General features: G+C 63.3%; 44 protein-coding genes. 18 read left to right on the forward strand and 26 right to left on the reverse strand.

Translation table 11 applies throughout. The features are described from left to right. The 25 genes from ACIPR8_RS11015 to ACIPR8_RS11135 all read right to left on the reverse strand — a co-directional run. On the reverse strand, positions 1 to 205 hold a 205-nt coding region (locus ACIPR8_RS11015), incomplete at its 3' end, for a phage tail tube protein (RefSeq protein WP_446541066.1). Positions 206 to 285: 80 nt separating this feature from the next. Beyond that, a complete protein-coding gene (gp17, locus tag ACIPR8_RS11020) occupies positions 286 to 648 on the reverse strand; it encodes a tail completion protein gp17 (RefSeq protein ID WP_446541067.1) in 363 nt (120 codons plus the stop codon). Continuing rightward, complete coding sequence (locus ACIPR8_RS11025) at positions 645 to 1148, reverse strand: HK97-gp10 family putative phage morphogenesis protein (protein ID WP_446541068.1); 504 nt, start codon at positions 1146 to 1148, stop codon at positions 645 to 647. The genes gp17 and ACIPR8_RS11025 overlap by 4 nt, the downstream gene beginning before the upstream one ends. Next, positions 1141 to 1473, reverse strand: coding sequence for a phage head closure protein (locus ACIPR8_RS11030; protein ID WP_446541069.1), 333 nt, complete (start codon positions 1471 to 1473; stop codon positions 1141 to 1143). Before ACIPR8_RS11030 ends, ACIPR8_RS11025 begins: the two co-directional genes overlap by 8 nt. Then, positions 1470 to 1895 carry a head-tail connector protein gene (locus ACIPR8_RS11035; protein WP_446541070.1) on the reverse strand — a complete coding sequence of 142 codons (426 nt, stop codon included), beginning with the start codon at positions 1893 to 1895 and terminating at the stop codon, positions 1470 to 1472. Before ACIPR8_RS11035 ends, ACIPR8_RS11030 begins: the two co-directional genes overlap by 4 nt. Then, positions 1895 to 2308 (reverse strand): hypothetical protein, encoded by a 414-nt coding sequence (locus ACIPR8_RS11040; RefSeq protein ID WP_446541071.1) that lies wholly within the window; start codon positions 2306 to 2308, stop codon positions 1895 to 1897. The genes ACIPR8_RS11035 and ACIPR8_RS11040 overlap by 1 nt, the downstream gene beginning before the upstream one ends. A gap of 60 nt (positions 2309 to 2368) precedes the next feature. Continuing rightward, positions 2369 to 3613 (reverse strand): phage major capsid protein, encoded by a 1245-nt coding sequence (locus tag ACIPR8_RS11045; RefSeq protein ID WP_446541072.1) that lies wholly within the window; start codon positions 3611 to 3613, stop codon positions 2369 to 2371. Positions 3614 to 3683: 70 nt separating this feature from the next. Continuing rightward, positions 3684 to 4421, reverse strand: coding sequence for a head maturation protease, ClpP-related (locus ACIPR8_RS11050; RefSeq protein WP_446541073.1), 738 nt, complete (start codon positions 4419 to 4421; stop codon positions 3684 to 3686). Next, on the reverse strand, positions 4384 to 5706 hold the full coding sequence (locus ACIPR8_RS11055; protein ID WP_446541074.1) for a phage portal protein: 1323 nt from the start codon (positions 5704 to 5706) through the stop codon (positions 4384 to 4386). Before ACIPR8_RS11055 ends, ACIPR8_RS11050 begins: the two co-directional genes overlap by 38 nt. Next, the gene (locus ACIPR8_RS11060) at positions 5706 to 7376 is read right to left on the reverse strand and encodes a terminase large subunit (RefSeq protein ID WP_446541075.1); all 1671 of its coding nucleotides are present in this window, start codon (positions 7374 to 7376) and stop codon (positions 5706 to 5708) included. The genes ACIPR8_RS11055 and ACIPR8_RS11060 overlap by 1 nt, the downstream gene beginning before the upstream one ends. 3 nt (positions 7377 to 7379) lie before the next feature. Then, positions 7380 to 7760 carry a hypothetical protein gene (locus ACIPR8_RS11065; RefSeq protein WP_446541076.1) on the reverse strand — a complete coding sequence of 127 codons (381 nt, stop codon included), beginning with the start codon at positions 7758 to 7760 and terminating at the stop codon, positions 7380 to 7382. A gap of 170 nt (positions 7761 to 7930) precedes the next feature. Then, a complete protein-coding gene (locus ACIPR8_RS11070; protein WP_446541077.1) occupies positions 7931 to 8272 on the reverse strand; it encodes an HNH endonuclease signature motif containing protein in 342 nt (113 codons plus the stop codon). Continuing rightward, positions 8272 to 8466, reverse strand: a complete 195-nt coding sequence (locus ACIPR8_RS11075) for a hypothetical protein (RefSeq protein WP_446541078.1) — start codon at positions 8464 to 8466, stop codon at positions 8272 to 8274. Before ACIPR8_RS11075 ends, ACIPR8_RS11070 begins: the two co-directional genes overlap by 1 nt. Beyond that, positions 8466 to 8822, reverse strand: coding sequence for a DUF1064 domain-containing protein (locus ACIPR8_RS11080; protein WP_446541079.1), 357 nt, complete (start codon positions 8820 to 8822; stop codon positions 8466 to 8468). The genes ACIPR8_RS11075 and ACIPR8_RS11080 overlap by 1 nt, the downstream gene beginning before the upstream one ends. A gap of 172 nt (positions 8823 to 8994) precedes the next feature. Further along, a complete protein-coding gene (locus tag ACIPR8_RS11085) occupies positions 8995 to 9561 on the reverse strand; it encodes a hypothetical protein (RefSeq protein ID WP_446541080.1) in 567 nt (188 codons plus the stop codon). Next, positions 9558 to 9908, reverse strand: coding sequence for a hypothetical protein (locus ACIPR8_RS11090; protein WP_132862947.1), 351 nt, complete (start codon positions 9906 to 9908; stop codon positions 9558 to 9560). Before ACIPR8_RS11090 ends, ACIPR8_RS11085 begins: the two co-directional genes overlap by 4 nt. Continuing rightward, the gene (locus ACIPR8_RS11095) at positions 9908 to 10393 is read right to left on the reverse strand and encodes a glycoside hydrolase family 24 protein (RefSeq protein WP_446541081.1); all 486 of its coding nucleotides are present in this window, start codon (positions 10391 to 10393) and stop codon (positions 9908 to 9910) included. The genes ACIPR8_RS11090 and ACIPR8_RS11095 overlap by 1 nt, the downstream gene beginning before the upstream one ends. A gap of 36 nt (positions 10394 to 10429) precedes the next feature. Next, on the reverse strand, positions 10430 to 10555 hold the full coding sequence (locus ACIPR8_RS11100) for a hypothetical protein (RefSeq protein ID WP_446541082.1): 126 nt from the start codon (positions 10553 to 10555) through the stop codon (positions 10430 to 10432). 109 nt (positions 10556 to 10664) lie between these two features. After that, on the reverse strand, positions 10665 to 11183 hold the full coding sequence (locus ACIPR8_RS11105) for a hypothetical protein (protein ID WP_446541083.1): 519 nt from the start codon (positions 11181 to 11183) through the stop codon (positions 10665 to 10667). Further along, entirely contained in the window at positions 11180 to 11398 is a 219-nt protein-coding gene (locus ACIPR8_RS11110; protein ID WP_446541084.1) for a hypothetical protein, read from the reverse strand. The genes ACIPR8_RS11105 and ACIPR8_RS11110 overlap by 4 nt, the downstream gene beginning before the upstream one ends. Continuing rightward, a complete protein-coding gene (locus tag ACIPR8_RS11115) occupies positions 11388 to 12740 on the reverse strand; it encodes a replicative DNA helicase (RefSeq protein WP_446541085.1) in 1353 nt (450 codons plus the stop codon). The genes ACIPR8_RS11110 and ACIPR8_RS11115 overlap by 11 nt, the downstream gene beginning before the upstream one ends. After that, entirely contained in the window at positions 12737 to 13579 is an 843-nt protein-coding gene (locus ACIPR8_RS11120) for a helix-turn-helix domain-containing protein (RefSeq protein WP_446541086.1), read from the reverse strand. The genes ACIPR8_RS11115 and ACIPR8_RS11120 overlap by 4 nt, the downstream gene beginning before the upstream one ends. Then, complete coding sequence (locus ACIPR8_RS11125) at positions 13576 to 13863, reverse strand: helix-turn-helix domain-containing protein (RefSeq protein WP_446541087.1); 288 nt, start codon at positions 13861 to 13863, stop codon at positions 13576 to 13578. The genes ACIPR8_RS11120 and ACIPR8_RS11125 overlap by 4 nt, the downstream gene beginning before the upstream one ends. Beyond that, positions 13860 to 14186, reverse strand: coding sequence for a hypothetical protein (locus ACIPR8_RS11130; RefSeq protein WP_446541088.1), 327 nt, complete (start codon positions 14184 to 14186; stop codon positions 13860 to 13862). Before ACIPR8_RS11130 ends, ACIPR8_RS11125 begins: the two co-directional genes overlap by 4 nt. 231 nt (positions 14187 to 14417) lie before the next feature. Continuing rightward, on the reverse strand, positions 14418 to 14669 hold the full coding sequence (locus tag ACIPR8_RS11135) for a hypothetical protein (RefSeq protein WP_446541089.1): 252 nt from the start codon (positions 14667 to 14669) through the stop codon (positions 14418 to 14420). A 74-nt stretch (positions 14670 to 14743) separates the two neighbouring features. Here ACIPR8_RS11135 and ACIPR8_RS11140 point away from each other — a divergent pair, with 74 nt between their 5' ends. Beyond that, positions 14744 to 15433: a S24 family peptidase gene (locus ACIPR8_RS11140; protein ID WP_446541090.1), complete on the forward strand. Its 690-nt coding sequence runs from the start codon at positions 14744 to 14746 to the stop codon at positions 15431 to 15433. A gap of 292 nt (positions 15434 to 15725) precedes the next feature. Here the strand turns inward: ACIPR8_RS11140 and ACIPR8_RS11145 are convergent, their stop codons facing one another. Then, positions 15726 to 16178: a helix-turn-helix domain-containing protein gene (locus ACIPR8_RS11145; protein WP_446541404.1), complete on the reverse strand. Its 453-nt coding sequence runs from the start codon at positions 16176 to 16178 to the stop codon at positions 15726 to 15728. A gap of 92 nt (positions 16179 to 16270) precedes the next feature. On the opposite strand from ACIPR8_RS11145, the gene ACIPR8_RS11150 reads away from it, so the two are divergent. The 17 genes from ACIPR8_RS11150 (at position 16271) to ACIPR8_RS11230 (ending at position 22657) form a co-directional block, all read left to right on the forward strand. Beyond that, entirely contained in the window at positions 16271 to 16426 is a 156-nt protein-coding gene (locus ACIPR8_RS11150) for a ribbon-helix-helix protein, CopG family (RefSeq protein WP_446541091.1), read from the forward strand. Next, positions 16423 to 17109: a BRO-N domain-containing protein gene (locus tag ACIPR8_RS11155; RefSeq protein WP_446541092.1), complete on the forward strand. Its 687-nt coding sequence runs from the start codon at positions 16423 to 16425 to the stop codon at positions 17107 to 17109. The genes ACIPR8_RS11150 and ACIPR8_RS11155 overlap by 4 nt, the downstream gene beginning before the upstream one ends. 34 nt (positions 17110 to 17143) lie before the next feature. Next, a complete protein-coding gene (locus ACIPR8_RS11160) occupies positions 17144 to 17458 on the forward strand; it encodes a hypothetical protein (RefSeq protein WP_446541093.1) in 315 nt (104 codons plus the stop codon). Between the two features lie 103 nt (positions 17459 to 17561). Then, positions 17562 to 17843, forward strand: a complete 282-nt coding sequence (locus tag ACIPR8_RS11165) for a carbon storage regulator (RefSeq protein WP_446541094.1) — start codon at positions 17562 to 17564, stop codon at positions 17841 to 17843. 4 nt (positions 17844 to 17847) lie between these two features. After that, positions 17848 to 18309, forward strand: coding sequence for a hypothetical protein (locus ACIPR8_RS11170; protein WP_446541095.1), 462 nt, complete (start codon positions 17848 to 17850; stop codon positions 18307 to 18309). Between the two features lie 2 nt (positions 18310 to 18311). Then, the gene (locus tag ACIPR8_RS11175; protein ID WP_446541096.1) at positions 18312 to 18665 is read left to right on the forward strand and encodes a hypothetical protein; all 354 of its coding nucleotides are present in this window, start codon (positions 18312 to 18314) and stop codon (positions 18663 to 18665) included. Further along, positions 18655 to 18924: a hypothetical protein gene (locus tag ACIPR8_RS11180; protein ID WP_446541097.1), complete on the forward strand. Its 270-nt coding sequence runs from the start codon at positions 18655 to 18657 to the stop codon at positions 18922 to 18924. The genes ACIPR8_RS11175 and ACIPR8_RS11180 overlap by 11 nt, the downstream gene beginning before the upstream one ends. After that, on the forward strand, positions 18921 to 19202 hold the full coding sequence (locus ACIPR8_RS11185) for a hypothetical protein (protein ID WP_446541098.1): 282 nt from the start codon (positions 18921 to 18923) through the stop codon (positions 19200 to 19202). The genes ACIPR8_RS11180 and ACIPR8_RS11185 overlap by 4 nt, the downstream gene beginning before the upstream one ends. After that, on the forward strand, positions 19199 to 19456 hold the full coding sequence (locus tag ACIPR8_RS11190) for a hypothetical protein (protein WP_446541099.1): 258 nt from the start codon (positions 19199 to 19201) through the stop codon (positions 19454 to 19456). Before ACIPR8_RS11185 ends, ACIPR8_RS11190 begins: the two co-directional genes overlap by 4 nt. A gap of 158 nt (positions 19457 to 19614) precedes the next feature. Then, on the forward strand, positions 19615 to 19884 hold the full coding sequence (locus ACIPR8_RS11195) for a hypothetical protein (protein ID WP_446541100.1): 270 nt from the start codon (positions 19615 to 19617) through the stop codon (positions 19882 to 19884). Further along, the gene (locus tag ACIPR8_RS11200) at positions 19874 to 20338 is read left to right on the forward strand and encodes a hypothetical protein (RefSeq protein ID WP_446541101.1); all 465 of its coding nucleotides are present in this window, start codon (positions 19874 to 19876) and stop codon (positions 20336 to 20338) included. Before ACIPR8_RS11195 ends, ACIPR8_RS11200 begins: the two co-directional genes overlap by 11 nt. Beyond that, positions 20335 to 20502 carry a hypothetical protein gene (locus ACIPR8_RS11205; protein ID WP_446541102.1) on the forward strand — a complete coding sequence of 56 codons (168 nt, stop codon included), beginning with the start codon at positions 20335 to 20337 and terminating at the stop codon, positions 20500 to 20502. The genes ACIPR8_RS11200 and ACIPR8_RS11205 overlap by 4 nt, the downstream gene beginning before the upstream one ends. Next, positions 20499 to 20885, forward strand: coding sequence for a hypothetical protein (locus ACIPR8_RS11210; protein ID WP_446541103.1), 387 nt, complete (start codon positions 20499 to 20501; stop codon positions 20883 to 20885). The genes ACIPR8_RS11205 and ACIPR8_RS11210 overlap by 4 nt, the downstream gene beginning before the upstream one ends. Continuing rightward, a complete protein-coding gene (locus ACIPR8_RS11215; protein ID WP_446541104.1) occupies positions 20882 to 21862 on the forward strand; it encodes a hypothetical protein in 981 nt (326 codons plus the stop codon). The genes ACIPR8_RS11210 and ACIPR8_RS11215 overlap by 4 nt, the downstream gene beginning before the upstream one ends. Next, positions 21849 to 22271 (forward strand): hypothetical protein, encoded by a 423-nt coding sequence (locus ACIPR8_RS11220; RefSeq protein ID WP_446541105.1) that lies wholly within the window; start codon positions 21849 to 21851, stop codon positions 22269 to 22271. The genes ACIPR8_RS11215 and ACIPR8_RS11220 overlap by 14 nt, the downstream gene beginning before the upstream one ends. Then, positions 22258 to 22428: a hypothetical protein gene (locus ACIPR8_RS11225; RefSeq protein ID WP_446541106.1), complete on the forward strand. Its 171-nt coding sequence runs from the start codon at positions 22258 to 22260 to the stop codon at positions 22426 to 22428. Before ACIPR8_RS11220 ends, ACIPR8_RS11225 begins: the two co-directional genes overlap by 14 nt. Continuing rightward, complete coding sequence (locus tag ACIPR8_RS11230) at positions 22418 to 22657, forward strand: hypothetical protein (protein WP_446541107.1); 240 nt, start codon at positions 22418 to 22420, stop codon at positions 22655 to 22657. The genes ACIPR8_RS11225 and ACIPR8_RS11230 overlap by 11 nt, the downstream gene beginning before the upstream one ends. Positions 22658 to 22898: the final 241 nt, after the last annotated feature.

Genomic DNA, 22898 nt, shown 5'->3' on the forward strand with positions numbered 1-22898 from the left:
CGTAGATGACCTCGATGCTGGTGCTACCGGTCTGCTTGCGGCCGGCAACGAACTGATCCCAATCGTCGTCGTAATCGGAGATGTCGATCTCCGATGCCTGGCCGTCGGGGAAGCCGACGCTGCGCAGGCGGGTCACTTTGATGACCTCGGCTGCCGCGATGGCAACGAACAGCTGGGAGTGCTTGGACTTGATGACCTGTCCCATAGGGGTTTCCTTGTGTTGTGCCCGTCACCGGGCATGAAAAAAGCCCCTTGCGGGGCCGATGGGGTGCCGTTTTTGATGGGCTATCGCAGCTGCAGCAGGCGCGCGTCGAATGAGATGCCGCAGGCTCCCGTCTCGTCGTCGTCCGGCGGCGGGTTGTAGGACTCGATGCTTCCCCGCCGTTCGATCTCGTCGCGGATCACCATGGCGACCGCGTTGGCTTCCGACATCGTTTCGCCCCAGACAGTGAGCCGCACACGCCAGCCATCGGCCGGCGGCGGGTCGGACAGTTGGGCCAGCGGCGAGCCGTTGACCGTTCCCCAGGTGACATAGGGCATGGGCGTGTCTGCGGGGGCGGTACCGGGAAACGCCCGGACCGGATCGCCCAGCTTCGCGCGCACCGCGTCCGAGCCCTGCAGGATGCTTTGGATCAGGGGAACCATCATCGCCAGCCGGTCTCCTTGGTGTACTTGTCGATGGCTTTCCACGTCGTGTCGATCACGACCTGGGCGGCCTCGGGGCCTTTTGCTTCGCCGGCAGGGGTGAGGAAGGGCTTGGCCGCCATTCGCTTGGTACCGAATTCAAGGTGGCGCCAGTAGTAGGCCCACCCGCTTTCCTCGTATGCCTTGCCCGTCCGCCCCTTCCTGCGGTTCCGCTTGGTATTGGCGTACTTCCTCTGCCTGCCCGTGCGGACACCGACCGTGTAGTACTCGCCCCCCTGGCCTACGCCGGCACGTGCCCGATTCTTGGCGTTCGCTCGCCGCACAACGATCTGCGTGGCGAGGAAGCCGGTAGCGCGCACCACCCTGCGGCGCGCTTCGTCGCGGATCAGGTTGCCGCCCTTCCGCATGCCAGCCTGCAGCGGTTTGCCCTGGACGGCCTTGGGCAGGTCACGCAGGGATTGCAGCAGGCCCTCCAGCCCCTTGATGTCAATGCGCTCAGACATCGGACACCCCCGAATCCACCATCAATGTGAGGTGCCGGCGCGCTGTCGGACCGGGCAGCACCGCCCGGATGGCGTATACGGCCCCGTCGAATAGCACCCTCATCGTGGGGAGGACGCCCGGCAGATACGGAATTTCCATCCTGGCGTCCACCTGCCCGTGCTCCGCCTGCGCGGCGACGAACTCACGACCGGACAGCGGCATGACCTCGGCGGGCACGCCTGGCCGCCAGTCCGCCCACTTCTTGGCGTCGCCACCGAGCGGATCACGCACGGTCTGATACGCCTGCAGGGTGATGCGGTGCCGATACTTACCCGCGCGCCTCATGGGCGAAACCTCCGATACGGGAACGTCAACCTATCCACGGCCGGGTTCTCGGACAGCCTCTCCGTGGCCGCCTCGCGGTTCGCATAGAGGTCAGCAGCCAGAAGCAACACGGCCGCTTTGAGAGCGGCGGGCGCCGGCCCTGGCCTGGTCGTGATGCGGATCGGGTAATCGCCCGACCCGCTCACAACCGCTGCCGGCTCGATGGGCAGCTCCGACAGGTCAGACCCCACCGGCGTCCAGTCGTAGGTTGCCTCCGCAAGCGCATACCCGGTTTGCTGTTCCACCACCTCGCGCGCAGCGGTGATGTACCCGGCGATCAGCAAGTCATCCGCATCGTGGATGACCACCATGTGTCGCTTCGCCTCCGCGACAGAAACCGGCTCGCCTTCCTCGGTGGCGGCCGTGACGAGCCGGAGAGCCATCAGCCACTCCCTGCCAAGGCAGCCGGATGGGTGTCGATCAGACCACCGCGCCGCAGCTGCTCGGCATGCTCCGCTGGCACCCGCACTACCTGTCCGACCTTGCCCAGGTGGTTGTCACTCAGCACCAGCGCCGGGACAGTCTTGCCCGGCTCGGCCTGCTCGGACGGTGGCGAGCCGCTGCCGTCGCCCTCGCTGCCCTCGTCGCCCTGGTCAGTGGCGGGTTGCGTGCTTTCGGGGGCCTCACCTTCGAGTGGCGGCGTGGAGGCGGGGGAAGACGGGTCGTCGTCGCCGTCCTGCGACGGCTCGGGCTGAGTGTCGCCTTCGGCTGCCGGAGAAGCGTCGGCCGGCGGCGCCGGTTCATCCTCCACCTTATCGGCGGGCGGCGGCGGGGTCTTGCTGCTGTTCTTTGCCATGACGTGCTCCATAGCGACGCCCCTTTGCCGGTGCGTCGCTCGGTTGATGGGATCGGGCGGTTAGGCCGCGGCGCCGTGCTTGAAGGTCTTCACAGCACCGCCGACATCGATCAAGTTGCCGCCGGAGCGCATCCAGGCCATGAACCCGACCTGCCCCTTCTTGACATATGCCGAGTCGTTGAAGCGGAACAGGGTCAATCCCAGCACGTCGCGGATCTTGTAGTAGCTGAAGTCGCCGAACGCGATGGAAGTGGCGCCGGCGGCCGGGACCGGGGCGTGCTGGTTGATCTGGATGTTGCGGTTCAGCAGGCGGTCCGGCGCACCACCGGGGTTGCCCTGCTCATAACCCGGCACGAAGATCGGCCGGCCCTGGTCGTCCTTCACCTTGCGCACGAGCTTGAGCATGTCGTCGTGGAACATCCAGCTCGCAAGCTGGCGGTAAGACGAATCGACGCTGTGCTCCAGGTCCACCAGGTCGTCATAGGTGATGACCGGCAGCGCCGAAACGGCACCGATCTTGCCGACAGCGGCCGAGGTGAAGGCACCCGCCGGCTGGCCCACGCCACTGCCCACGGTGTAGTGGCGGTTGGTGACACGACCCAAGCGGGTCTGCAGGCGCTTCTCGATGAAGCCGGCAATGTCGGCGGTGCTGTCCTGCAGCAGCTCCCACGGCACGGTCACGACCTTGGAGCTGTACTTGTAGACCTGCAGGCCCTTGGTGCCGAACTCCACGTCCTGGTCCGTGGCGGACTGGTTCTCTGCAACCAGCTCGCCTTCTTCAGAGGTGCCGTCGCTGGTCGGATATTGCATCGGCTCGCCACCGGCAGTGCTGAACACGTCGGCCACCTGACGCATCCCACCGTAGGCCTTGAGGGCGTCCAGGATCTGCTCGGCCAGCGTGGTGGGCACGGTGTAGCCACCCTGCTCGGGGTTGACGGCCGGATTGCCCGACATCGCACCGTTGACCTGCTTCCACTCCTCGGCGCTGAGCGCCTTGTCGCCGCCGCGCGCCCACTTGTCGAACAAGCGCAGCTCGCCGGACTTGCCCTTGCCTGCGTTGGCCTCCGGGCCGTGCTCGCGCATGCCCTGCTCGCGCAACGCCTCATCAGCCGTCAGGTCCATGACCTTCTGATGGCGGTCGATGGCAGCATCGATGCGCTCGATCTCGGCCACGTTGTCCTCGTACTTCTTCTGGTCCTCGGCGGTCCAGGTGTTGCCGTTGCCGGTGCTGGTGTCCAGCAGGTTGCGGGTTTCCTTTGCCAGCGTGGTGCGGCGCTCCCGCTCGGCCTGAATGTTGAGCTGCATGGTGATTTCTTCCTCTTGGGCAATAAAAAACCGCCTTTCGGCGGCGTCGTTGTCGGCAAGCGGGAGCCGCTTAGACCGGGGCGCGCTCCAGAAGCGCCAGGCGGCGCGACAGTGCACTTTTGTGGGCGGCGATGTCCTTGCCATCATCCGCGCTGTTCTCGGGCCGCAGGAACGCGGCCGGCGTGTTGCTGTAGGCCGACAGATCCCACTTGTTGTCAGCCTTCCTCTTGCTGACCACCTCCACCACACGGTCAGCGAAACCGTACTCCTTGGCTTCGTCGGCGGTGAACCACGTCTCCTCGTCCATCCACTGGACAATCTGCGCCTCGTCCTGGCCCGTGCGCCGGGTGTAGTCGCCAGCCAGGCCGGCGTCGATCTTCTCCAGCAGGCCAGCGGTCTTGGTCATGTCCGCCTTGTTGCCAATGGCGATGGTCCAAGCGTTGTGGATCATGAAGCCGGCGCCCTGGGTGATCTCCACCTCATCGCAGGCCATGCAGATGCCGGTCGCGGCCGAGGCCGCCAGCCCATCGACATGGGCAATGACCGTCGCCCGGTGCTGGGAAATGGCGGTCATCATCGAGCGCGCTGCGAACACGTCACCGCCCGGCGAGTCGATGCGCAGGTGGATCACGTCTGCATCGATACCGGCCATGGCCTGGGCGAACATCGTCTCGTCAATGTCACCACACCATCCACCGATGACGCCGTGCAGGTAGATGGCGGCCTCCTTGCCGTCCGACTCGGCGCGGACGGGCTTGGACTTGCCGGCGTTATTCTTCGCCAGCTGGAGCAGCTTCGGGGTCTGCATCTGGATTTCCTTGATTGTCATTGGGCGGCTTGTTGGCCGGCGCCGGGTCTTTCGGTCGGTACAGCTCGTCGCCGCCTGGGATGGGGCGCAGGTTCTTCAGGCGGCGCACTTCGTTGACGGTCATCCAGCCTTGTGCGCCAGGACCACCCAACGCCTTTCCGAAGTACTCGCCCTGGGTCTTGGAGTCACCAGCCATGAAGCTGTCAACGTTGTGCTCCACGAAGTAGCGCGACGTGCGGAACAGCTTGCGGTTCAGCTCATCACGAAGCCGCTTCAGGTGAGGCCCAAGGGTGTACTTCACGAAGCCAATGCCCATGTTCTCGATGCCGCTGCCAAAGCTCGTCGCCTTGGTCGTCTCACCGATCATGTGGGGTGGCACGCCGAATGCCCTGGCAATGTCGATCACCTGCCACTGGCGGGACTCCAACAGCTGTTGGTCCACCGCGGACATCGTCAGTTCCTTGATGTCGAGCCCTTCGGTCAAGATCAGCGGAATCCGCCGATTGCCCTGCACGCCGCCGTACTTCTTCACCCACGCAGCACGAAAGTCGTCCTGCGCGCCCTGCCCCATCTCCTTCGGCGTTGTGATCGCCACCTCTGGCTTCCCGCCCTCGGCAAAGAACTTACCGGCGTGCTCGTCGCCCTGGATGGCGATGCCAATGCCGTTACGGGCGCCCCACTGGATGACCGACATCCCATGCGTGCCGTTGAAGCCGAAGCCAGGAAAGTGCAGCACGTCATCCTGATCGACAGTGAAGTACCCCTCGTCGTCATAGAACGTGTATTGCAATCGCCGCGCCTCTCGCGGGCTCGACTTCGCCTGCTCCAGGATCATCACCCGGTCCCGGGGCCACGGAATGAAGCCGGTTGCAAGGCCTGCGCGGTTGCGCGTGATGTACGCGACACCATCTCCCCGGAGCAGCATCTGGGCGACCAGGAATTCCCATGCGGTGCCGGCGGTCCATGCGGGAGAGAACTGCTCATTCAGCAGCCACCAATAGTCATGCTCCGCGCGAATGCGGGCCTCTCCGTCACGCTCGAACACCGGGAGGGATAGCTGGGAGATTGCCCCCGCGATCAGGCTCACACAGGCGAACACCGCCGAAACCCGCATGGATGTGGCCGGGCTCACGACCGCGCCCGACGAGGTGGCTGGATTGCCGAAAATCTCGTACATGCGCAGGCTGGACGACGAAACCGTCTCGCCCTCCACAACGTTGCCGATTGTCGGCTCGATCCGGTCCCGCGGGGCCGGTCGCTGGTTGGTTTTGAATAGTCCGAACATTAGTCCATCGCCACGAAGCCCTGTTGGATTTGCGTCGGCTCCTGCACCTGCATCGCGCGAGCCATCGCCATGATTAGCGCCACTGCGCCGTCGATCTTGTTGTCATCACGCTCCTTGCGCGGGTAGACGTTCTCCTTTGCATCAACTCGCGCCACGACGTTTCCGACCATCCACGTCATCGCCCCGTTGCCGTCGTGCCAGAGTCGTCGCGCCAACGTAAGCGCCTCCACTTCTTTCATCGGCTCGGAAAGGTTCCGCACGGACTGTGCCATCTCCACCACCGGCAGGCCCTCTTGCCCAAGCCGGGTCATCAGGTAGGTTGCCTGCGCCGGGTCGTATGCGATGTCGCGCACATCGACGCCGCGAGCCGCCAGTTCCTTCAGCTCCTCCTCAATGAATCCGTAGTCGGTCATGTTCCCCGGCGTGGACACCATCAAGCCATCGAGCACGAACAGCTGGTACTGCTCATTCGCGTCAACGGCCGACTCTGGAACGTAGAACCGCGGGATCGCGTAGTAGCTGTTGTCGCGCTCGAACAGCAGGACGACCGCCGCAACGTCGATCTTTGATGCAAGGTCAACGCCGATCCAGCAGGGGCACCCAGCGAAGTCGTCAATGTCGAAGGCGCGCTTCTGCCGCTGCCAAGCCAGCATGTTCATCCATGCCAGCTTCGCGCCCACCCAGTCGTTCAGGTGCTTGGTGCGGTAGGCACTTTGCTTGCTGGCCGAGCGCTTTGCCTTGGCGAGCATGTCCAAAAGGAACTGCTCGAATACCGAGACCCCATAGTTCGGGTTGGCCTTGCGCAGCACCTCCGGATCGTCCCAGCGATCGCCCTCATCAATGCAGTAGATCGCGGCGAATACCGTCTCGTCGGTCACCTCACCACGCAGGATGCGGACGGCATCACTGCGCATCTCGAAGCATGGACCGGACAGGTTGGTTCCGGCCGTCGTGATGATCGAGAGCAAGGGCTGTTCGCGTGCGCCCATGCCGGTTTCCATCGCATCGACCATGTGGTCGTCGTCGTGCTCGTGGTACTCATCCACTAGCGCGGCGTGGGGGCTGGAACCGTCGCCGGGCTTGCCGATCATGGTCTCGAACTTCGACATGTCCTCCATGACAAAGAGCGGGCCGGGGTTCTTGGGGTTGCCTGCCTGCTCGATGCCGAAGCGAGACCGCAGCGCCGGCAGCTTCTGCACCATCTGCCAGGCAGGCCGGAACACCTCGTATGCCTGCTTTTCGCTGGTCGCGCCCGAGTACACCTCGGCGCCGGCTTCGCCATCAGCGCAGAACAGATACAGGCCACGTGCAGCCAAACGGAGGGACTTGCCGTTCTTGCGGGCGATCTCCTCGTATGACCGGCGGAAGCGCCTGAGCCCAGTCCTCTTGTGAACCCATCCGAACAGATTGCACTCGATGAACCGCTGCCAAGGCTCCAGCACAAGCAGCTTCTTCTGCGAAGCCCACTTGCCCTTCGTGTGCGGCATCTTCTCCATGAAGCGCACCGCACGATCCGCCTTCTCCGCGTCGTACTTGTAGGGCCAGTCGGCCCCCTTGCGCTTCAGGTCATCGAGGAACCGCTGGCACGCCAATCGGATGTACTCGCCGGCAATGATCTTTCCAGCCGTCACGCCTTTGGCGTAGGCCTTGGCTGATTCGGTCGGCGTCATGGATCAGAACTCGTCGAATGGATTGCCCTCCGGGGTCTTCTCGGTCCCCAGCTTCTGGCGGTCGGCCGGGGTCAAGCCCAGGCGCGCCAGGCAGCCGATCAAGTGGGAGTACTTTGCCGCGACGAACTCGCTGGGCTTGGATCGGAACTCAGCAAGCAGCGATGACGCCACTTCCATGATGAAGCGGTCGGCGATGGTCAAGACACCCGGAAGGGCGCATTTCTCCAACTCCTTCCACGCCTCGGCAACTCCGGCCGGTAGGTGCGAGGGCGGCTTGCCCAGGGGCTTACCCGCCTTGGGCGCCTCCTTCTTGTAGCGCTGCGGGTCTTTCTTGGTCGCGCCCTTCAGCTCGGCCAGCTCCCTCGGCTGTCGGTGACGGGCCATCGGCCTCCCCTCGCTGTTCAGGTTTCTGTGGATAACTTTTGAAAATCAAATTCTGCGGAAGCGCGAAGAAAGGGGGGCGCGCGTGTCGGAAGGCGTTCAGGTCGAACTTTTACCCTCCCCCACGCCTCCCCGTTCAGCTTTCTGTGGATAACTTTCATGCCCGTGAAACATTACACTCCCTCGCGCTTGTTCCACGGATTGCGCCCAAAGCCGCCGTTCTCCCGCGCTGTCTTCGCGCTATGGCAGCCGTGGCACAGGGATTGGAGGTTCTCGTCCGCGTTGTTCGCCGAATCGCCGTCAATGTGGTCCACGTCGGTAGCAGCTCGCACCCTGTCGTTGCTTGCGCATGCTCTACACAGGGGCTCGCGGGACAGGTGTGCCTCACGGATACGTCGCCAGGCCGTTGAGTTCGTCGGCAACGCACGTCGCGCCTGCCTGCGCTGCACCTGCTTGGCCGGTTCCTTATAGGGGCGCCAGCCGGCGGCGCGATGCTGCGGGGGACGGACCGGCATCAGTACGGCCGTCCATCCAGATCCACGCGCTCCGGCGTCTCGCCCTCACCCTCCACCGGAATGCCCGTTTCCTCGCCCAGGAGCTGGGCCACCGACTGCACGAGTAGACCGACCTGGGCGGCCAGCTGCCCAATCTGCCTGCCCTGCTCCTCGACAACCCCAACCAATGCGGCGATTCGACCATCGGCATCCATCAGAACTCCTCCACGTCCCAGCCACCGCCGTCCCGCTTGGCCCTCACCTTCACGGCGAGGAACCGGAACGGATACATCGCCGCGGCGATCTTGATCTTGGCCCTGGCATCGTCCTGCCAGAACCCCTTTACCTCGTGCAGCTCCATGACACCGTCAGCGGCCAGCACTGCGAAGTCCGGCGTGTAGAACGTGTTGTCCGCGAGCCGCAGCTTGATGCCCTCGAACTTGTGCCAGAGGATCTGCCCGGCATATTCCAGCGCGCGCAGCCTGTCGGCATAGGCCTTCTCGGTCTTGTTCATCTCGCCGGCCTTCAGCCGACCCAATGCGAGATGCCCGCCGCCCTTGCCCCGCCTCATGCTCTGCCACCGCCTGGGCGCACCCGGCACCAGTGCAGGGCGCGGCGCACCCAGAACTCGACGCGATCCCAATTGGGCTTGAGGCCGGTCATGCCGGCGAACAGGACGACAGAGCGGATGTACCACTTCAGCCACCAGCGGACTCGCAGTTGCACCACTACCCTGCCCGCGCTCACGGCTCAGCCTCGACCGCACAGCCCGCGGCGATCACTGCCTGTCGGTCTGCCAGCCAGCCATTCCACAGCCAGTCGATCACGGCTGCGTCTGCGTCGGCTGCGCCAACAACTCTCGCCGCGCTGTCGTAGCGCCCTTGGGCGTCGGCTTGGCCGGCATCGGGGGCAACACCACGGGTGTCGGCTCCGGCCGCAGGACAGGACCACCGTGGCTGCAGCTGGACATCACCACGGCGCAGAGCAGCGGCAAGGTCAGTTTGGGCACGCTTCGCATCGTTCAGGGCCTCCTGGTACTGGGTATCGGCGGCACGCCGGCTGGTGGCCAGCGCTTCAGTAGCTGCCTGCGCCTTGGCTGCCGCGGCTGCGGTGGAATCGGCCAGGCGCTGCAGGGTTGCGGCATGGGCGGCGTTGTCGGCGGCGCGTGCGGCAACCACCGCGGTGTACTCGCCCCGCCAATGCCCAGCGCCCCAGCGGTAGCCGAGCGCCACCAACAGCAGGGCCAGCGACGCGATCAGGCCCCAGCGGATGAGGTTTGCGTAGGGGCGCAGCGGATCGAAGTTGATCACGGGGCCTCCGGCGGGATCACCGCGCCAACCTTGCGCATCGCTGATTCCAGCGTTTGCACCCGCATGCGAAGCCGATGGGCTTCTTCTTGGGTTTGCATCCGCAACGTGATCTCCTCCTCCAGTCGCTTGCGCAGTTGCTGGTGGCCCTCCTCCGTGATCTTCAGCCGCTCGCCCATGGATGCCAGCCCTTCCCGGAGCTGATTCAACAGGTCGATGTTCGCGTCCGTCTCGGTGCGGTCCTTCTTTCGCGTCTTCAGGACGCCCCAGATTTCGCGGACCGCCCACATGGCAAACAGGCCACCAGCGGCCCACCACGGGGCAGTTGCACCCGGCGCCGAGTCGATCATCAGGACACCTCCCCGCCGGCCTGGCGATAAACGTCCAGAAGCCGGTCCAGCTTCTGCTCGTGCTGGCCGTAGCCGGCACCCGGCAGGCTGGCCCAGATGTTCCGCACCTTGGCGATGGCGTCGGCGATCCTGCCGGCCTGGATCAGCGGCAACGCCCGGCGTTCCCGGATCTGCTGCAGCGCGATCAGGTCCTGGCTCAACGGCGAGAAGTCGCGCAGGTTGAGTGTCTTGCGGTAGGCGTCGTAGTACCGGCGCAGGAGCTGGTACCGGCCCGCGGCCGTGGACTGGATGCCCAGCTTCGGCAGGTCGACCAGCACGCGCGGGTGGTCAGCGTAGCTGCCGAACAGCTGCCCGCCGACGATCACGTCATAGCCGCGGTCGCGGGTCGGCTGCCGGCCGTTATCGGTGCCTTCGGACCAGGCCAGCATGTCCAGGAACGCCACGACGTTCACGCCGCCAGCTTGTTGGGGGGTGATCTGCGCCATGGGAATCTCTGAATGCCCGCCAGCGGCGGGAAGGGGTTATCGGGATTCGGTGTGCCAGCGGCCGTTGCCCTGCTCCACCGTCTTTCGCTCAGGGAGCGAACGCCAGTACGCGGTCCAGTCGCCTGAAAACACGGTCTCCACCAGCCGGGAAATCTCGTCCATCGGCCCTCGCGGTGTGCCTGAAACGCAAACGGCCCGCCGGTGAGGGCGAGCCGTTGAAGTCACAACTGTTGCAACTTAGCCGGAAATCTACACTCCCGGTCCCACTCCGTCAAACGAAATCGAGATCACGGCGAACCCACCCCCTCGCTTCTGCCAATCGCTCGCGGTAGGCCTTTCGCTCCATGCCAAAGTCCTTGGCCTTGTCCGATTGCCGGCCGAAGGTGCAGTACTCCGTTCGCATCACCCGAGCCAGATCCATCTCATCGCGGCTCAGCTTGAACACTGCGCGTTCCACCCTTTGCGCCTCGGGTGGCACGCTGAAGTCCGGCGCCAGAATCTTCGCCGCACCCGTGCGAGTCTCCGAACAGCGGACCGTGTCTGCGGCCCAGGTCGGGACCACCCTGGCCACCCCCCTCTCATCCAGAAGCCCCGCCTCCTTCCCCATCATCTGCCGACGGGTCATCCCGCCGCGGTCCATGCTGGTGGTCTGTCGGATCGTCTTGGGCCGTCCCAGATCCGCGAGGCTCGACACGCCATAGAGGCCTGCGCCGGCCTCCAGTTCCTGACGCCGGGGGCCGTAGTAGTAGCCCCAGAGCCTGAGCAGATTATCGAAGTCTTCGCGCTTCATCGGCTGCCCTCCCCGGTCAATGCCGCGATCATCTTCTCCAGCTGCGACGCTTCCTGACGGGCAATGCTGGCCGCCGTCCGGTACACGTCGCCGACGAAAGAAGCCCGTCCCCTCCCGTGGTTCATCACCACGTCGCTGCGGGCTGCCTGGGCATCGAGCCTGGCCGCGAGGTTCCGCAGCGCCATCGGGCCGTTCGGAATCAGGTCAGTCTTCATCGCTCACCCCCATCACGAATCCCCTTTGTGCCCGGGGCTGGGGTGACGATTGCCTCGCCTTTCGAAGCGTTCCGCTCCCAGCAGATGGTCGGGGCGGAGGGGCTTCCATCGGGGTGAATCGCTGCATCGCCATGTCGGCGTGCAGGTAGAACTCACCCAGTGCGCCGTTGCGATGTTTTGCAACCTTGGCCTTCACCGTCGCGCGGTCGCTCTTGTCCGGGCGATGCAGGAAGATCACTACGTCCGCGTCCTGCTCAATGGCACCGGAGCCGCGCAGGTGTTTGAGGTCAGGCTCGTCGTCGCCGTCTCGGTTCAGCTGCGACAGCAGGATCACCGGCACCTTCAGCTCTTTGGCCAGGTTCTTCAGGCTGCGGGTTACGTGCTGGATGCCCTGCTCTTGGTTCTCGTTCTTGGGAAGATCGATGTAGGTCAGGTAGTCGATCGCGATCAGCGCCAGGGGTTCACGCGCCTTCAGCTGCCTGGCGCGTGCAGAGATCGCCTCGACATTCAGCCCGGACGCGTCGTCAACGAACAGGCCCAGTTTCGTCAGCTTCTTGAAAGCGTCCGTAGTGCGCGGCCAGTCTTCTTCCTGCATCTTCTTCGGCTGTCGGATGTGGGCAGCGTCGATCTGACCGAGATGCGAAATGGCGCGGTCTGACAGCTGCTCGCCCGACATTTCCAGCGACGCAAACATTCCGGTGCGCCCCACCTCGGGACTGGTCGCGTGAAGGATCGACTGCATTGCAAACGCCGACTTGCCTACGCTTGGCCGTGCCGCAACGATGATCAGATCCGTGTCTTGCCAGCCACCCAGCAGGTCGTCCAGCGGCTCATAGCCGGTCGGGATGCCGGTCATCTGGCCATCCTGCTCGTACCGACGCATCAAGCCCTCCTGCGACATCCTGGCGAACTCGGAGATATGGCGAGGCCCGGCGCCGCGGACCCGTGGTTCGCACTCGGCCAGCCATCGCCGCGCGGTGGCGAACGCATCCTCGGCAGTGGTCAGGTTCGCGATCGCGCGCCCGACCTTCTGGAGCCTTCGTAGGCAGCTCTTGCTCGACAGATGCTCGGCATAGTTTCGGATGTAGCGCGCCGTGCCCACAGAGTTCGCGTCAATGTCCATGGCGAGCATGGCCAGATGCGGGAACGTCTCGCCGATGCTGACAGCGTCCGCCGCCTTTCCGTCGGTAATTTCCTGAACCAAGACCTGGAACAGGTCGCGGTTGTCGTCCCGCTGGAAGTCAGCCGCGGCAAGGATGTCCGCGGCCGCCCAGTAGGCATCGCGATCGCGGAGCATGCACGCAAGCACTGCGCTTTCGGAGTCAAAGCTGGGCCGACTCATCCCTGCTGCTCCCCTTCTGCGGCAGCCAGCAGCACGTTGGCAATCTGGAGGAACCGCTCGTCATCCACCAGCGTCTTGAGCGACTGTTTCCAGCGCGCGTTCCGGGGATTCGGCCGGTCTCCGCGCATCCACGGATCTTTCAGGCACTCGGTGAAGTACAGCCGCCAGAACTCCTCCGGCTCGTACTCGATCTCGTTCTCGGCGCACGCCTTCTTGGCGTCCTTGTCCACCTGCTGGAGGCGCCGCACGAACTTCGGGTTCATTGCCCGACAGGCGATGCAGCCGGGGCGGCTGCCAAGAAGCTCGTTGTAGACGTCCTGGATGATCTCCGGCGTGGTTCTTTCGTCGTCAACCTCGGGGGTGCTATCGACCGATTCCGCGTCAGCGGAAATGCCACCATGGATCTCCTGATGGTTATATGACGGATTGGGTGCAGCTCCTGCACCCCGTTCGGTCGTCATTTGCACCCCGTTGGTGTCGTCATTTGCACCCCGTTCCCCCGTGCGGCGTGCAGCTCCTGCACCCCGTTCGGCATGGACGCGCTCGGATTTCGTCATCACGATGTCGTAGCAGATCGGTCGGCGGTCAGCCCGGTCGATGTAGGCCGCGACGATCTTCTGGTTGCCCCGCCTGATCTGCCCGCCCTTCTCCAGCAGGCCCAGCTTCGCCCGCACGGTGCGCGGGGAAAGCCTTGTGTCCCTACAGAGTCGCTCGACCGATGGGAACGCCGCGCAGCCGTCATGGTCGGCATAGTTGGCGAGGCACATCAGCACAAGTTGCGCTGTAGCGTCAGTGACGGCCGACTGTTCGATGGCCCAAGCGATAGCTTGAATGCTCATGCCTTCGCCTCCAGCTCACACGCAGCTGCAGCGATTCGCCACGTGTCACCGCGTGATACACCATCGGCACCCCTTGTTAGCCACCCTTGTTCCACCGCAAGTTCAACGTGCCGAATTACCGTCGCGCGATTGAGGGATGCATAGGAGGCCAGCCTCTTATACGAGGGGAGCGCACCTTCGCCGTGCTGGTTCATGTAAGTGCCAATAACCAGCAGCACCAGCTTCGTTGATGAGGCAAGGTCTGACTTTGTGACAGCCGCCTGCCAGGAAAAATGCTGGCTCATGCGACAACGACCTCCGGAAAGGCACGCAGCACCAGCGTCACGAACACCTCGATGTGACGCTTGGTGATCCAGGACTTTGGGGTCACCTGCTGCACCCATTCGAGCGCCTGTCGAAAGTCGCGCAGGTAGAAGTCGTACTCCGGCTCCATGCCGTCCGGGTATCGCTCGCGGTCGAAGAACTCGACAGCGATGCGGCCATCGTCCAGGCGCTCGCCCAGCCGGACAAGCGGGAACTCACGCTCTCGGTGAAGTTGCTGCGTCAGGCCGTCCAGCACGTCCGCGATGGGCCGCAGGCCCGGCTGGCGCAGGGAGTGATTTGACACTGGGGTAATTTGGCGTTGCATAATGGCCTCGGTCTCAACGAAGCCTCGGCACCTGTCCGCCAAAGACAGCCGGGGCTTCGTCGTATCTGACGAATGGATCGCGATTGCGATCCGCGTTGCGCCAGACGCCCATGCACCCCCAAGGATAACCGTGCATTGCGTGGTCGCCGTCCTTGATGCCCTCGCACCCAATCCGTTGGGTGAGTACCGCTTACCGCCGGTGCGTGGTGATCAGCTCGATCCCAGCGCCACGGCCTTTCCTACTTCCGAGCTGCCTACGTCCGCGCCAAAGGCGATGACCCGGCCGTCGCTGTCGAATTGCTCGGGGAACTTATGGGCCAGTTCAAGCTGCCTGAGTCGCGGGATCGGCTTGTCCTCCCCCCATTGGCCAACGGCCCAACGTCCGATCCCGAAGATGCGAGCCAAGCAGGCGTCACTCTTCAGGCCCAAGGCCAGCTTCACAGAGGTCTTTGTCATGTCCATGCGAATGATTGTCTAGATCCCTAGACCAATAGTCAAGCAAACTATTCTCTCCGCCCCAAAAAGAATCTAGACCAATGGACACAATGGCCGACCGCGTCCGCCATGCCCTGGCACTGCGAGGCATGACTCCAAGCGACCTGATCAACCGGAAGGTGTTGAGCAAGGCTGGCGTCTATTTCATCCTCGATGGCACCACCAAGGCCGACAAGATTCGGGCGGCTACCCTCGAAAAGCTCAGTCACATTCTCGGCGTGAACGCGGAGTGGATACAGCACGGCAAGGGTCCCATAGAGCCCAAGCAATTCGTGTCAGTGAGCGACGACGACTACACCGACGTAATCGGCTATTCACAGTCGGTCGGCCTTGGCGCCGCCGGATCTGAGGCGGTCGAGTATGCGGAGACGCACAGCCTGAAGTTCAAGAAGACCAGCCTGCTTCGTCGCGGCATCCTCAATCGCCCCTTGGCCGTCTACTACGGCAAGGGCGACAGCATGGAGCCGACGATCGAGGACGGCGATGCCATCCTGTTCGACACCAGCGACACCCGCGTCGTGGACGGCGTGCTGTACGTGATTCAGGTCGAGGGCTTGGCCAACCCTGAGTACTACGTGAAACGCGCCATGCAGCTTGAGGGCCGCACCTACTTCGCAAGCGACAACCCTTACGGCGACCACAACTGGAAGAAGCCGAAGGCAATGGACTCGCAGCGGGAACCGATCACGGTCATTGGCCGTGTCCACTGGATTGGCGGGTGGGCCGATTGATCGTCCTCAGCGACGCCTGAACCTGTTAAGAAAAATAATAGTCTAGTTCTCTTGACGTTTTCGTCTACTTCCCTAGACTAAAACCCCATCGCGCTGATCCACAGCGCAGGGGCAGGAAGATGGAACAGCAAGCACAACTTGGCCAAGTCGCAACGACCCAAGGCCAGTACTTCTCGGATAGTTCGACGTACGCCGCGATCCTGCGCACAGGCTGGATTGTCCTGGCAGCTTCAGCGATCTTCTTCCTGCCGCTCCGCCTACTGCAGATTGCTGGAGGCTTGGAGTGAGCGGGTCAGCGCTTACCGTCGCCTTTGGTGATTCGGCTCAAGCGAGACTCGGAAGCAGCCTGATCACTGTCACCACCATCCTCGGCTGCAACTCGCGCGAGGTGCTCTTTCGCCAGCAGAACCACGAACTGCTCGACCGTGAACCCTTCAGAGTCGGCCTCGGCCTTCAGTTTGAGGTAGGCCTCTGGTGTGAACGTCACTCGCAGGTGGCCGGAGTCACCTACTGGGAGTGTGACGAACTCATCGCCGCTTCTGAGGTGCTCAACAGGAACGGCCAGCACGTCAGCAAGACGTTGCAACACGCCGGGGCGTGGGAATGCCACTCCCTGCTCATAGCGGGACACCTGGCTGTAATTGATGCCAGCTTCAGCCCCGAGCTCTCTCTGAGTGAAGCCCGCACGCTCACGCGCCTGTCGTAGGCGATCAGCGAATCCGTCTGCAAATGAACTTGTTGCCATGCCGTAAGGGTACGCGAAACGCAACAAAACCCAAAATCTTATTGACAACAAAACTCAACACAACAATACTCAACTCAACAGAACTCAACGTCATGAGAAAGAAGCAGCTAGTCATCCACATACCGTCCGACCTAAAGGAATGGCTCCGCGAGGAAGCGGCAAAAGATGACCGCTCCGTGTCCTATGTCGTGGAGAAGCTCCTGCAGCAAGGCCGAGAACTCATCCAGCAGAAGGAACCCGCTCCGTGAACAACGTAATTCCGTTTCAGTTCGACAACATCGCCGTCCGCGCCATGGAGATTGATGGAGCACCTTGGTTCGTTGCCAAAGACGTAGCGGTGGCACTTGGCTACGCCAATCCGCGCAAAGCGGTGCGAGACCACTGCAAGAACGCGCAGCCAGCAGGGGGGAGCGATTCGTTCCTCCCTGGCCTTGACCCTCAGGCGGTCATCATCAACGAGCCAGATCTCTACCGCCTCGTCGTGAAGAGCCAGCTCCCGGACGCCCAGCGCTTTGAACGCTGGGTCTTCGAAGAGGTGCTGCCGACCATCCGGAAGACAGGAAGCTACGGCGCGGCTAAGCCTGCAATCAAAGACCCGCGCCTCGCAGCCTTGGTGGAATCGTTGATTCGCCAGGATGCCATCGAGCAGGAACAGACACGCCAGTCCGCCGAGATTGCGCGTCTGCAGGAGGACTTGGCCGTGGTCGAAGCCCGCACCCAGCCGGAGAACAAGCACTTCACGGTGATGGGCTACGCCAACCTGATCGGCGTCTCGGTGGACATCAAGGCCGCTTCAACGTTGGGCCGGCGGTGCGCCGCACTGTCGAAGGAGCGTGGGACAGCGATCACCGATGTTCCCGATCCCAGGTTCGGCCGCGTGCATGCCTATCACGAGTCGATCCTGCAGGAAGTGCTGCAGGAATCGCACTGATCCCACCACCCCACCCAACCGCAAGGAAGAAGCCATGAGCAGGAAAACCACCGACAACGCCAAGGCCCTCGCCATCGTCGGAACGCTCGGTGCCATCGGGCTCAAGGCAATCGAGTACCAGAGCGCCGTCGAGGCGAAGAAGAAGGCGGCCGTCGAGTTCGGCAAGGCTTGCGCCAAATGGAAACGCGAGCACAACCTGGAATTCATCACCAAGAACTCAACTGATTGGCAATGGATGATGCACAACATCCCTGCCGAGGTATGGGCACTGATGAGTGCGGCCAAACGCAACGAGCGCAACGCACGTGAACGCCTGTTCCGGGCATGCAAAAAAGCCGCTCACCTCTAAGCACGCACTGATTTTTAACTCCGCCCAATTGCACGCATGCGAACTCCCACGTTTGCATGGTGGGCAACTGTTGCCCAAACAACCATCAAGGAACCAGTGAGCTATGTGTAGGAAAACCCTGAATGGCCGCCCGCCTTCGCCGATCCCCGGCTCCGTTTCACTGCGGATGGCGCTCGGCGAAACGATCCACGTCGGCCCGGACATCAACGTCCGCCTCATCAAAGCCGACGCCGGCCACGCCGTTTTGTCCATCTTCGCTCCCCGCTCGGTGAGCATCGACCGCGAGAAGAACTTTCGCTCCAGCAAAAACAGTGACGGCCAGGGCGCGCCAACGCCCCAGCCGTCTGCCACGAATTCCCCGTCATCGACCAAGACTCAGGAGTGACCACATGGCGAAGCACACTGTAACTCAATCCCCGGCGCGCGGCGTCACGCTGGATCAGATTGATGAGATCAATCAGATCGTGAGCAAGATCATTGCCGTTTCCGATGTTCTTGGCACTGGCGGCATGAGGGACACCGGCGACAAGACCATCCCCGCCATCGGTCACGACACCTTTCTCTCTGCATGCCGTTTGCAGGAACTCCTCGAAGGGCTGCAGCCCACCGAGAACGCAGCGCCAGTCGCCGTACGGCAGGCCGCTTCCCAGCCGGGAAGGCCCGCGTTCTCCCGCGAGATCCACACCATCCTCGTGCAGGCGTCGGCCATCGTGCAGGTCATCAACACGGCCGCATATCAAGCAGATGGCGCTGAAGGAATTGGCGGCTCCGCATGGGCAGTAACCGACATGCTGAAGAAGGTGGAGGAGTACATCGAAACCTCGTTCCAGGTGAAGGATGGTGACGAATGAACATGATGGGCATCGTCCAATCCCTCACCAAACACACGTCAACGGGCAGCGGGACCACCGAGTACAGCGCCGTAGGAAAGCTCACGACCGAAGACCTGCTCTCCGCACTGAAGCACATCGACAACACCCGAGACGCTGCGCTCAGCGCACTCCACAACGCCGGCGACCTGATCTCCAGCGTTGACCGGCTTCGCGGGGACTTCGATCACAACGGTGCCGGCTGGCTCGTTATGCATATCACCGACGGGCTCGAAGCCATCCTCGACCTGAAGTTTTCTGTCACCAGGGAACTCAACTCGCGCGGCTTCGATTGCACCGGCGAAAAGCTGAAGGGAGGGAATCGCAATGGCAGGTAAGGTCACAACGAACGCCGAGTTCCACTTCATCCCGACTGATGAGAAGCATCTGTTCAAGATCGCCGAAGGTGTCAGTGCGATGTTCGCGTTGTCCGTCGCCGAGCTGGCCGGAGATTTCGTCCATCGCTACTTGCAGGAGGCGATGGCGAACAACACCACCGGCATCAACGTGGAGATCCACTACGACGACGTGATGGTGCTGGACCTGCTGATGCAGATGGCTGCGTCCCTTCGTACTGCTGCGGGGGCAACCGCATGAACGCAACCGGCAACACTGCCGCCGAGAGGCCGACCAGTACCCACCCCGTGGCTTGCGACTGCTGCGACAAGGAAACGCAGTTCTTCGGTAGCGGCCGCCATTGGCGCGACCTTTCCTTCGCCTCGCTCCCCTATGTCATCCGCAGAGACTGCAGCAATGCATTCGGCTACAAGGGACCGAGCCGCGAGCAGGCAACCAAGTTCATCATCCGCCGCGCCGCTCGCTTCGGAATCCAGTGGGAGGAGGCCGTCAAGGCACAGCTGGGGTGGCCTGTATGAGCGCGATCACCAGGTACAGCGCCGACGTGGAAGCATCGGAGATGGCCAACCTCAGCACCGCGATCAATGGAATCGCCGCAACCATCGCTTCAGCTGCGGATATCGTGGAAACCATCATCGAGAGTGAGGACATTCATGCGGGCAACATTGCGCATGGCGTAGCGGAGCTTCTGCATCTGCAAAACAAACTGCTCGGCAGCCTCGCGGCAATGGTCGATAAATCCAGACGGGCCAGTTCCGGGGGTGCAGGATGACCATCGGAATCGATCTTCCTCACCTAGTCCGCTCCCACCGGTACGGCCACCGCCTGATGCCCATGCCCGAGTTCCGGGCGCGGGAGCAGATAGCAAGTCTCCGGGCGTCCCTGCCGCGTGCAGGCGCACTGGCTCGGCTGTCGTCCACTGGCGTTTCCATGAACCTCACCAACCGCCTGCGAGCTGAGTTTGGCGCGGACAGTGAAGGCTACGTCCCCGCAGAGCATCTGGATGCCATCACGGTCCTGCTGATCGAACTCCATGCCCTGGTGCGCTCGCTTGACCCGTCCCTATCGCTGGGTGACCTGCGTAAGTGGATGAAGGGGGCAGTCGGCGGCGGTCATCCCTTCCCGCCCAAGAAGCGCGCCAAGCGCCCCATGAAGCCGAAGTGCTGGTGGTACGAATACGGAGAGAACAATGTCCACTAACGCCGACCTCATTGCCGAACTGCGCTCGGCTGCTGTCACCCTGCGCACGCCGACCGGCTCGCTGTTGCCGGCACAGGATCGCATCACCGCCGAGCTGATCGAGCGCGCAGCCGACGCCTTGGAAGCGGCCGGTCGCGCGCCGCGCCCGCCCGAATGGTCCGACCTGCCGGCATGGGTGCACTTCATCGCCATGGATAGCGACGGGCGCTGGCACGGCTTCGGACGCGAGCCCTACGTGGAGGATTCCTTCGGCGGCACCCTCATGGGTTGGGATGTCGTGGACGGCGGCAGCATGGCCTACCGCGACTACAACGCCCCGCACGTCGCCGGCTGGCGCGAGTCGATGCAGAAGCGCCCGTCACCAACGGTTTCGATCACGGTGGCCGGCGCGCCGCTGAGCGCCGAGCAGAAGGCCAACATCCTGCACCAACTCGAGCGCGAGGGGCTGTCATGAAGTACCGCGTGATGATCGGCAGCACCCTTGCCAGCCCGGCGCCGCTCCCCGACTGGGAGTACGCCACCTACACCCGGCGCTGGCGCGCAGCCATTGCAGCGTGGCTCTACAACCTGTTGTGGGGACTGTTAGCCGTCGCCTATGTCGAGGAGATCGAATCGTGAGCGAGAAGGAGATCAAGCCTGCAGTTGTTGACCACACAGTGGCGGCGCATGTTGCATGCGAATCGCACGGCGACCGCTACGGAATCGATTGGATCTGGCATCACGACGGCATTGGCTTGCTGCACCCGCAATCCACAATCGACCGCCTCACAGCTGAGCGCGATGCGGTGCGCAGCGCACTGGGCAACGACGCGCTCAATCGCTTCATCGAGAAGCATGGCAAGCCAGTACCGCTGGTTGTAGCACTGCACGAACTCTGCGCCGCTGCTATCCGTGCACGTCGCTGTTTGGCGTGGGCCTGCGAGCAGCGTCCCGAATTCAATGCGGAGTATGAGGCGCTTGATGCTGCCATCGACGCAGCAAAGACGGAGACAGGCACATGAAGCCCAACCTCACGCGCGCCGAGGTCAACCACTTGCGCCGGCTGCTGGGCTACGTGCGCTGCGAGATCGGGCAAACGCCCGACGAGATCGAGGAGACGTTGCGTGGCCTCAACATGCCCGAGCCGAGCCCCGAGGCGAAGGCCCGCCTACTGGAGTGCCACGCCAAAGCCGCAGCCGTGCCCAAGTACGTCCGGGCGGCGGTCAAGGCGCTGGAGAAACTGCTGGTGAAGCAGGATGGCGTGGTGGTCGATGTAGCACCGTCCGGGCACCGCCCAGCCGCAGCCGTAGAACTGCCGTCGCACCGCCCGGGCACTGCCGAGATGGTGTGGATGGGGGTGGATATGGGAGCCGGCGACGACATGACGGCAGGCGGCGATGGATGGTCCGACCGAGCCAGGCCGCTACCTGTTCCGCAGTATGGAAAACAACTACGAGCCCGAGGAGGTCACCGTGTCGCGCGAGCGGTGCAGCGGCGGCGAGCTCCTGATCGTGGACTGTCCGCATCTCGGCAGGACCGCCCTACCCCAGTACCACGATCAGCTCACGGACCCGAACTGGAAGAGTCTGGGGAACGGACAATGAGCAGTGTCATCCAATTGCATTCAACCCGGCGCGGCCCTGGCAATCACCCGGACGCTGTGTTCCTCGCCATGGTGATCGGAACCGGTGCGCCTGCAGCGTTGCGAAAGGCTCGCACCAGGCTCTGGATGGATCGCCCTACGGAGCGCGATGGCCGCTACGCAGTAGTGGGCCGGCAGCTGCTCCACTTGGCAGGCTGGAGCACCTGCGCACTGACAGTCAGTGTCATGCGCCGGAGCCTGACGGAGGGCGTGGCAGATTCACCTGACGAAGTTCTGGAGCTACCAAACTGGCCCTACGACGTGTCGAGCTGGCCAAGCACTTGGCTCGCTGACGCCCCCTCGGAGTGGCACCTAGCGATCGATCAATGGAAGGAGGTCGCCAATGACGCAGGCTGACCTCGGGCCTCGCAACGCCAGCTCGCACGTCGATGTGGACTTGGCCAGGCCGACCTTCAACGGGCTCACGTCCGCCCTTCACTTCCTCGATTGCGGGCGGACAGATGCCGCCGAGATCAGCCTCGACGGCGCTGAGCGCTGGGCGCGCGCGTCTCGCATCACCCTGCAAACGGCTGAGGAAGCCGCTGGCGGGCCGCCCGAACAGACCGGGTTTGTCGTGACCTCAGAAGAGTTGCGGGAGATTCATCTTCAGGTGAAGGAAGCGCATGAACTCATTCTTTGCGGGCGCGTCCGGGCCAGCATGGAAGCAACATTGAACGCTTGGCGCCGGGCAAAGGTTGCCACCGAGTGCTTGGAAGCAGCTGCCTCCATCAATGCAGTGGGGGGGCATGCAAATGTCCTGCATTGACCGCCTGCTCTGGCAGATCACCGCCCGCAATTGGATGGGCTGGCCGACCGAACGCCGGCACCGCCTGACCGGCAAGTACCAGCACATCCGCTACAACGAAACCGGCGTCTGGAAGGACGGGCGCCAGAAGTATGGAGGGAGCCCGAATGGCCGATAACGAATCACCGGTGTCGCCGGTCATCTTCGCGGCGACCAGCCACGAAGGCCTGAGCGTGACCACTGCCGATGGGAAGCCGGCGCAACTGGCCGTGCTGGACTGTTCGGGCGGCGTGCTGGCAGCTGGCCAGGAGGTGGCAGCGGCGGCATATGAGGCGTCGATCCGGTCGTACCGAAACTTCCTGATGGGCTCGGGACATCTGCGCGTCCTGAAACAGCCCGGAACCTGACCGACAGAGCCCAGCCAACCAGCTGGGCTTTTTCGTGCCCTGAAGTAGAAGTTTATTTCCCCAGCCCTATGGGCAGCCAAGGCTGACGAAGCCGACTTTGGGGTTCAGCTGGGACATGTTCACGGAATTCTGGGGGCCGGGGCCGGAATGACCACAGGGCCGGAAAGCGGGCGATTATACCGGTCACCCACCGCCCTGCCCTGCAACTGGCTTAATGCGCCCCCACAAGACCATGATCGAC

Source organism: Stenotrophomonas sp. LARHCG68 (assembly GCF_052871705.1).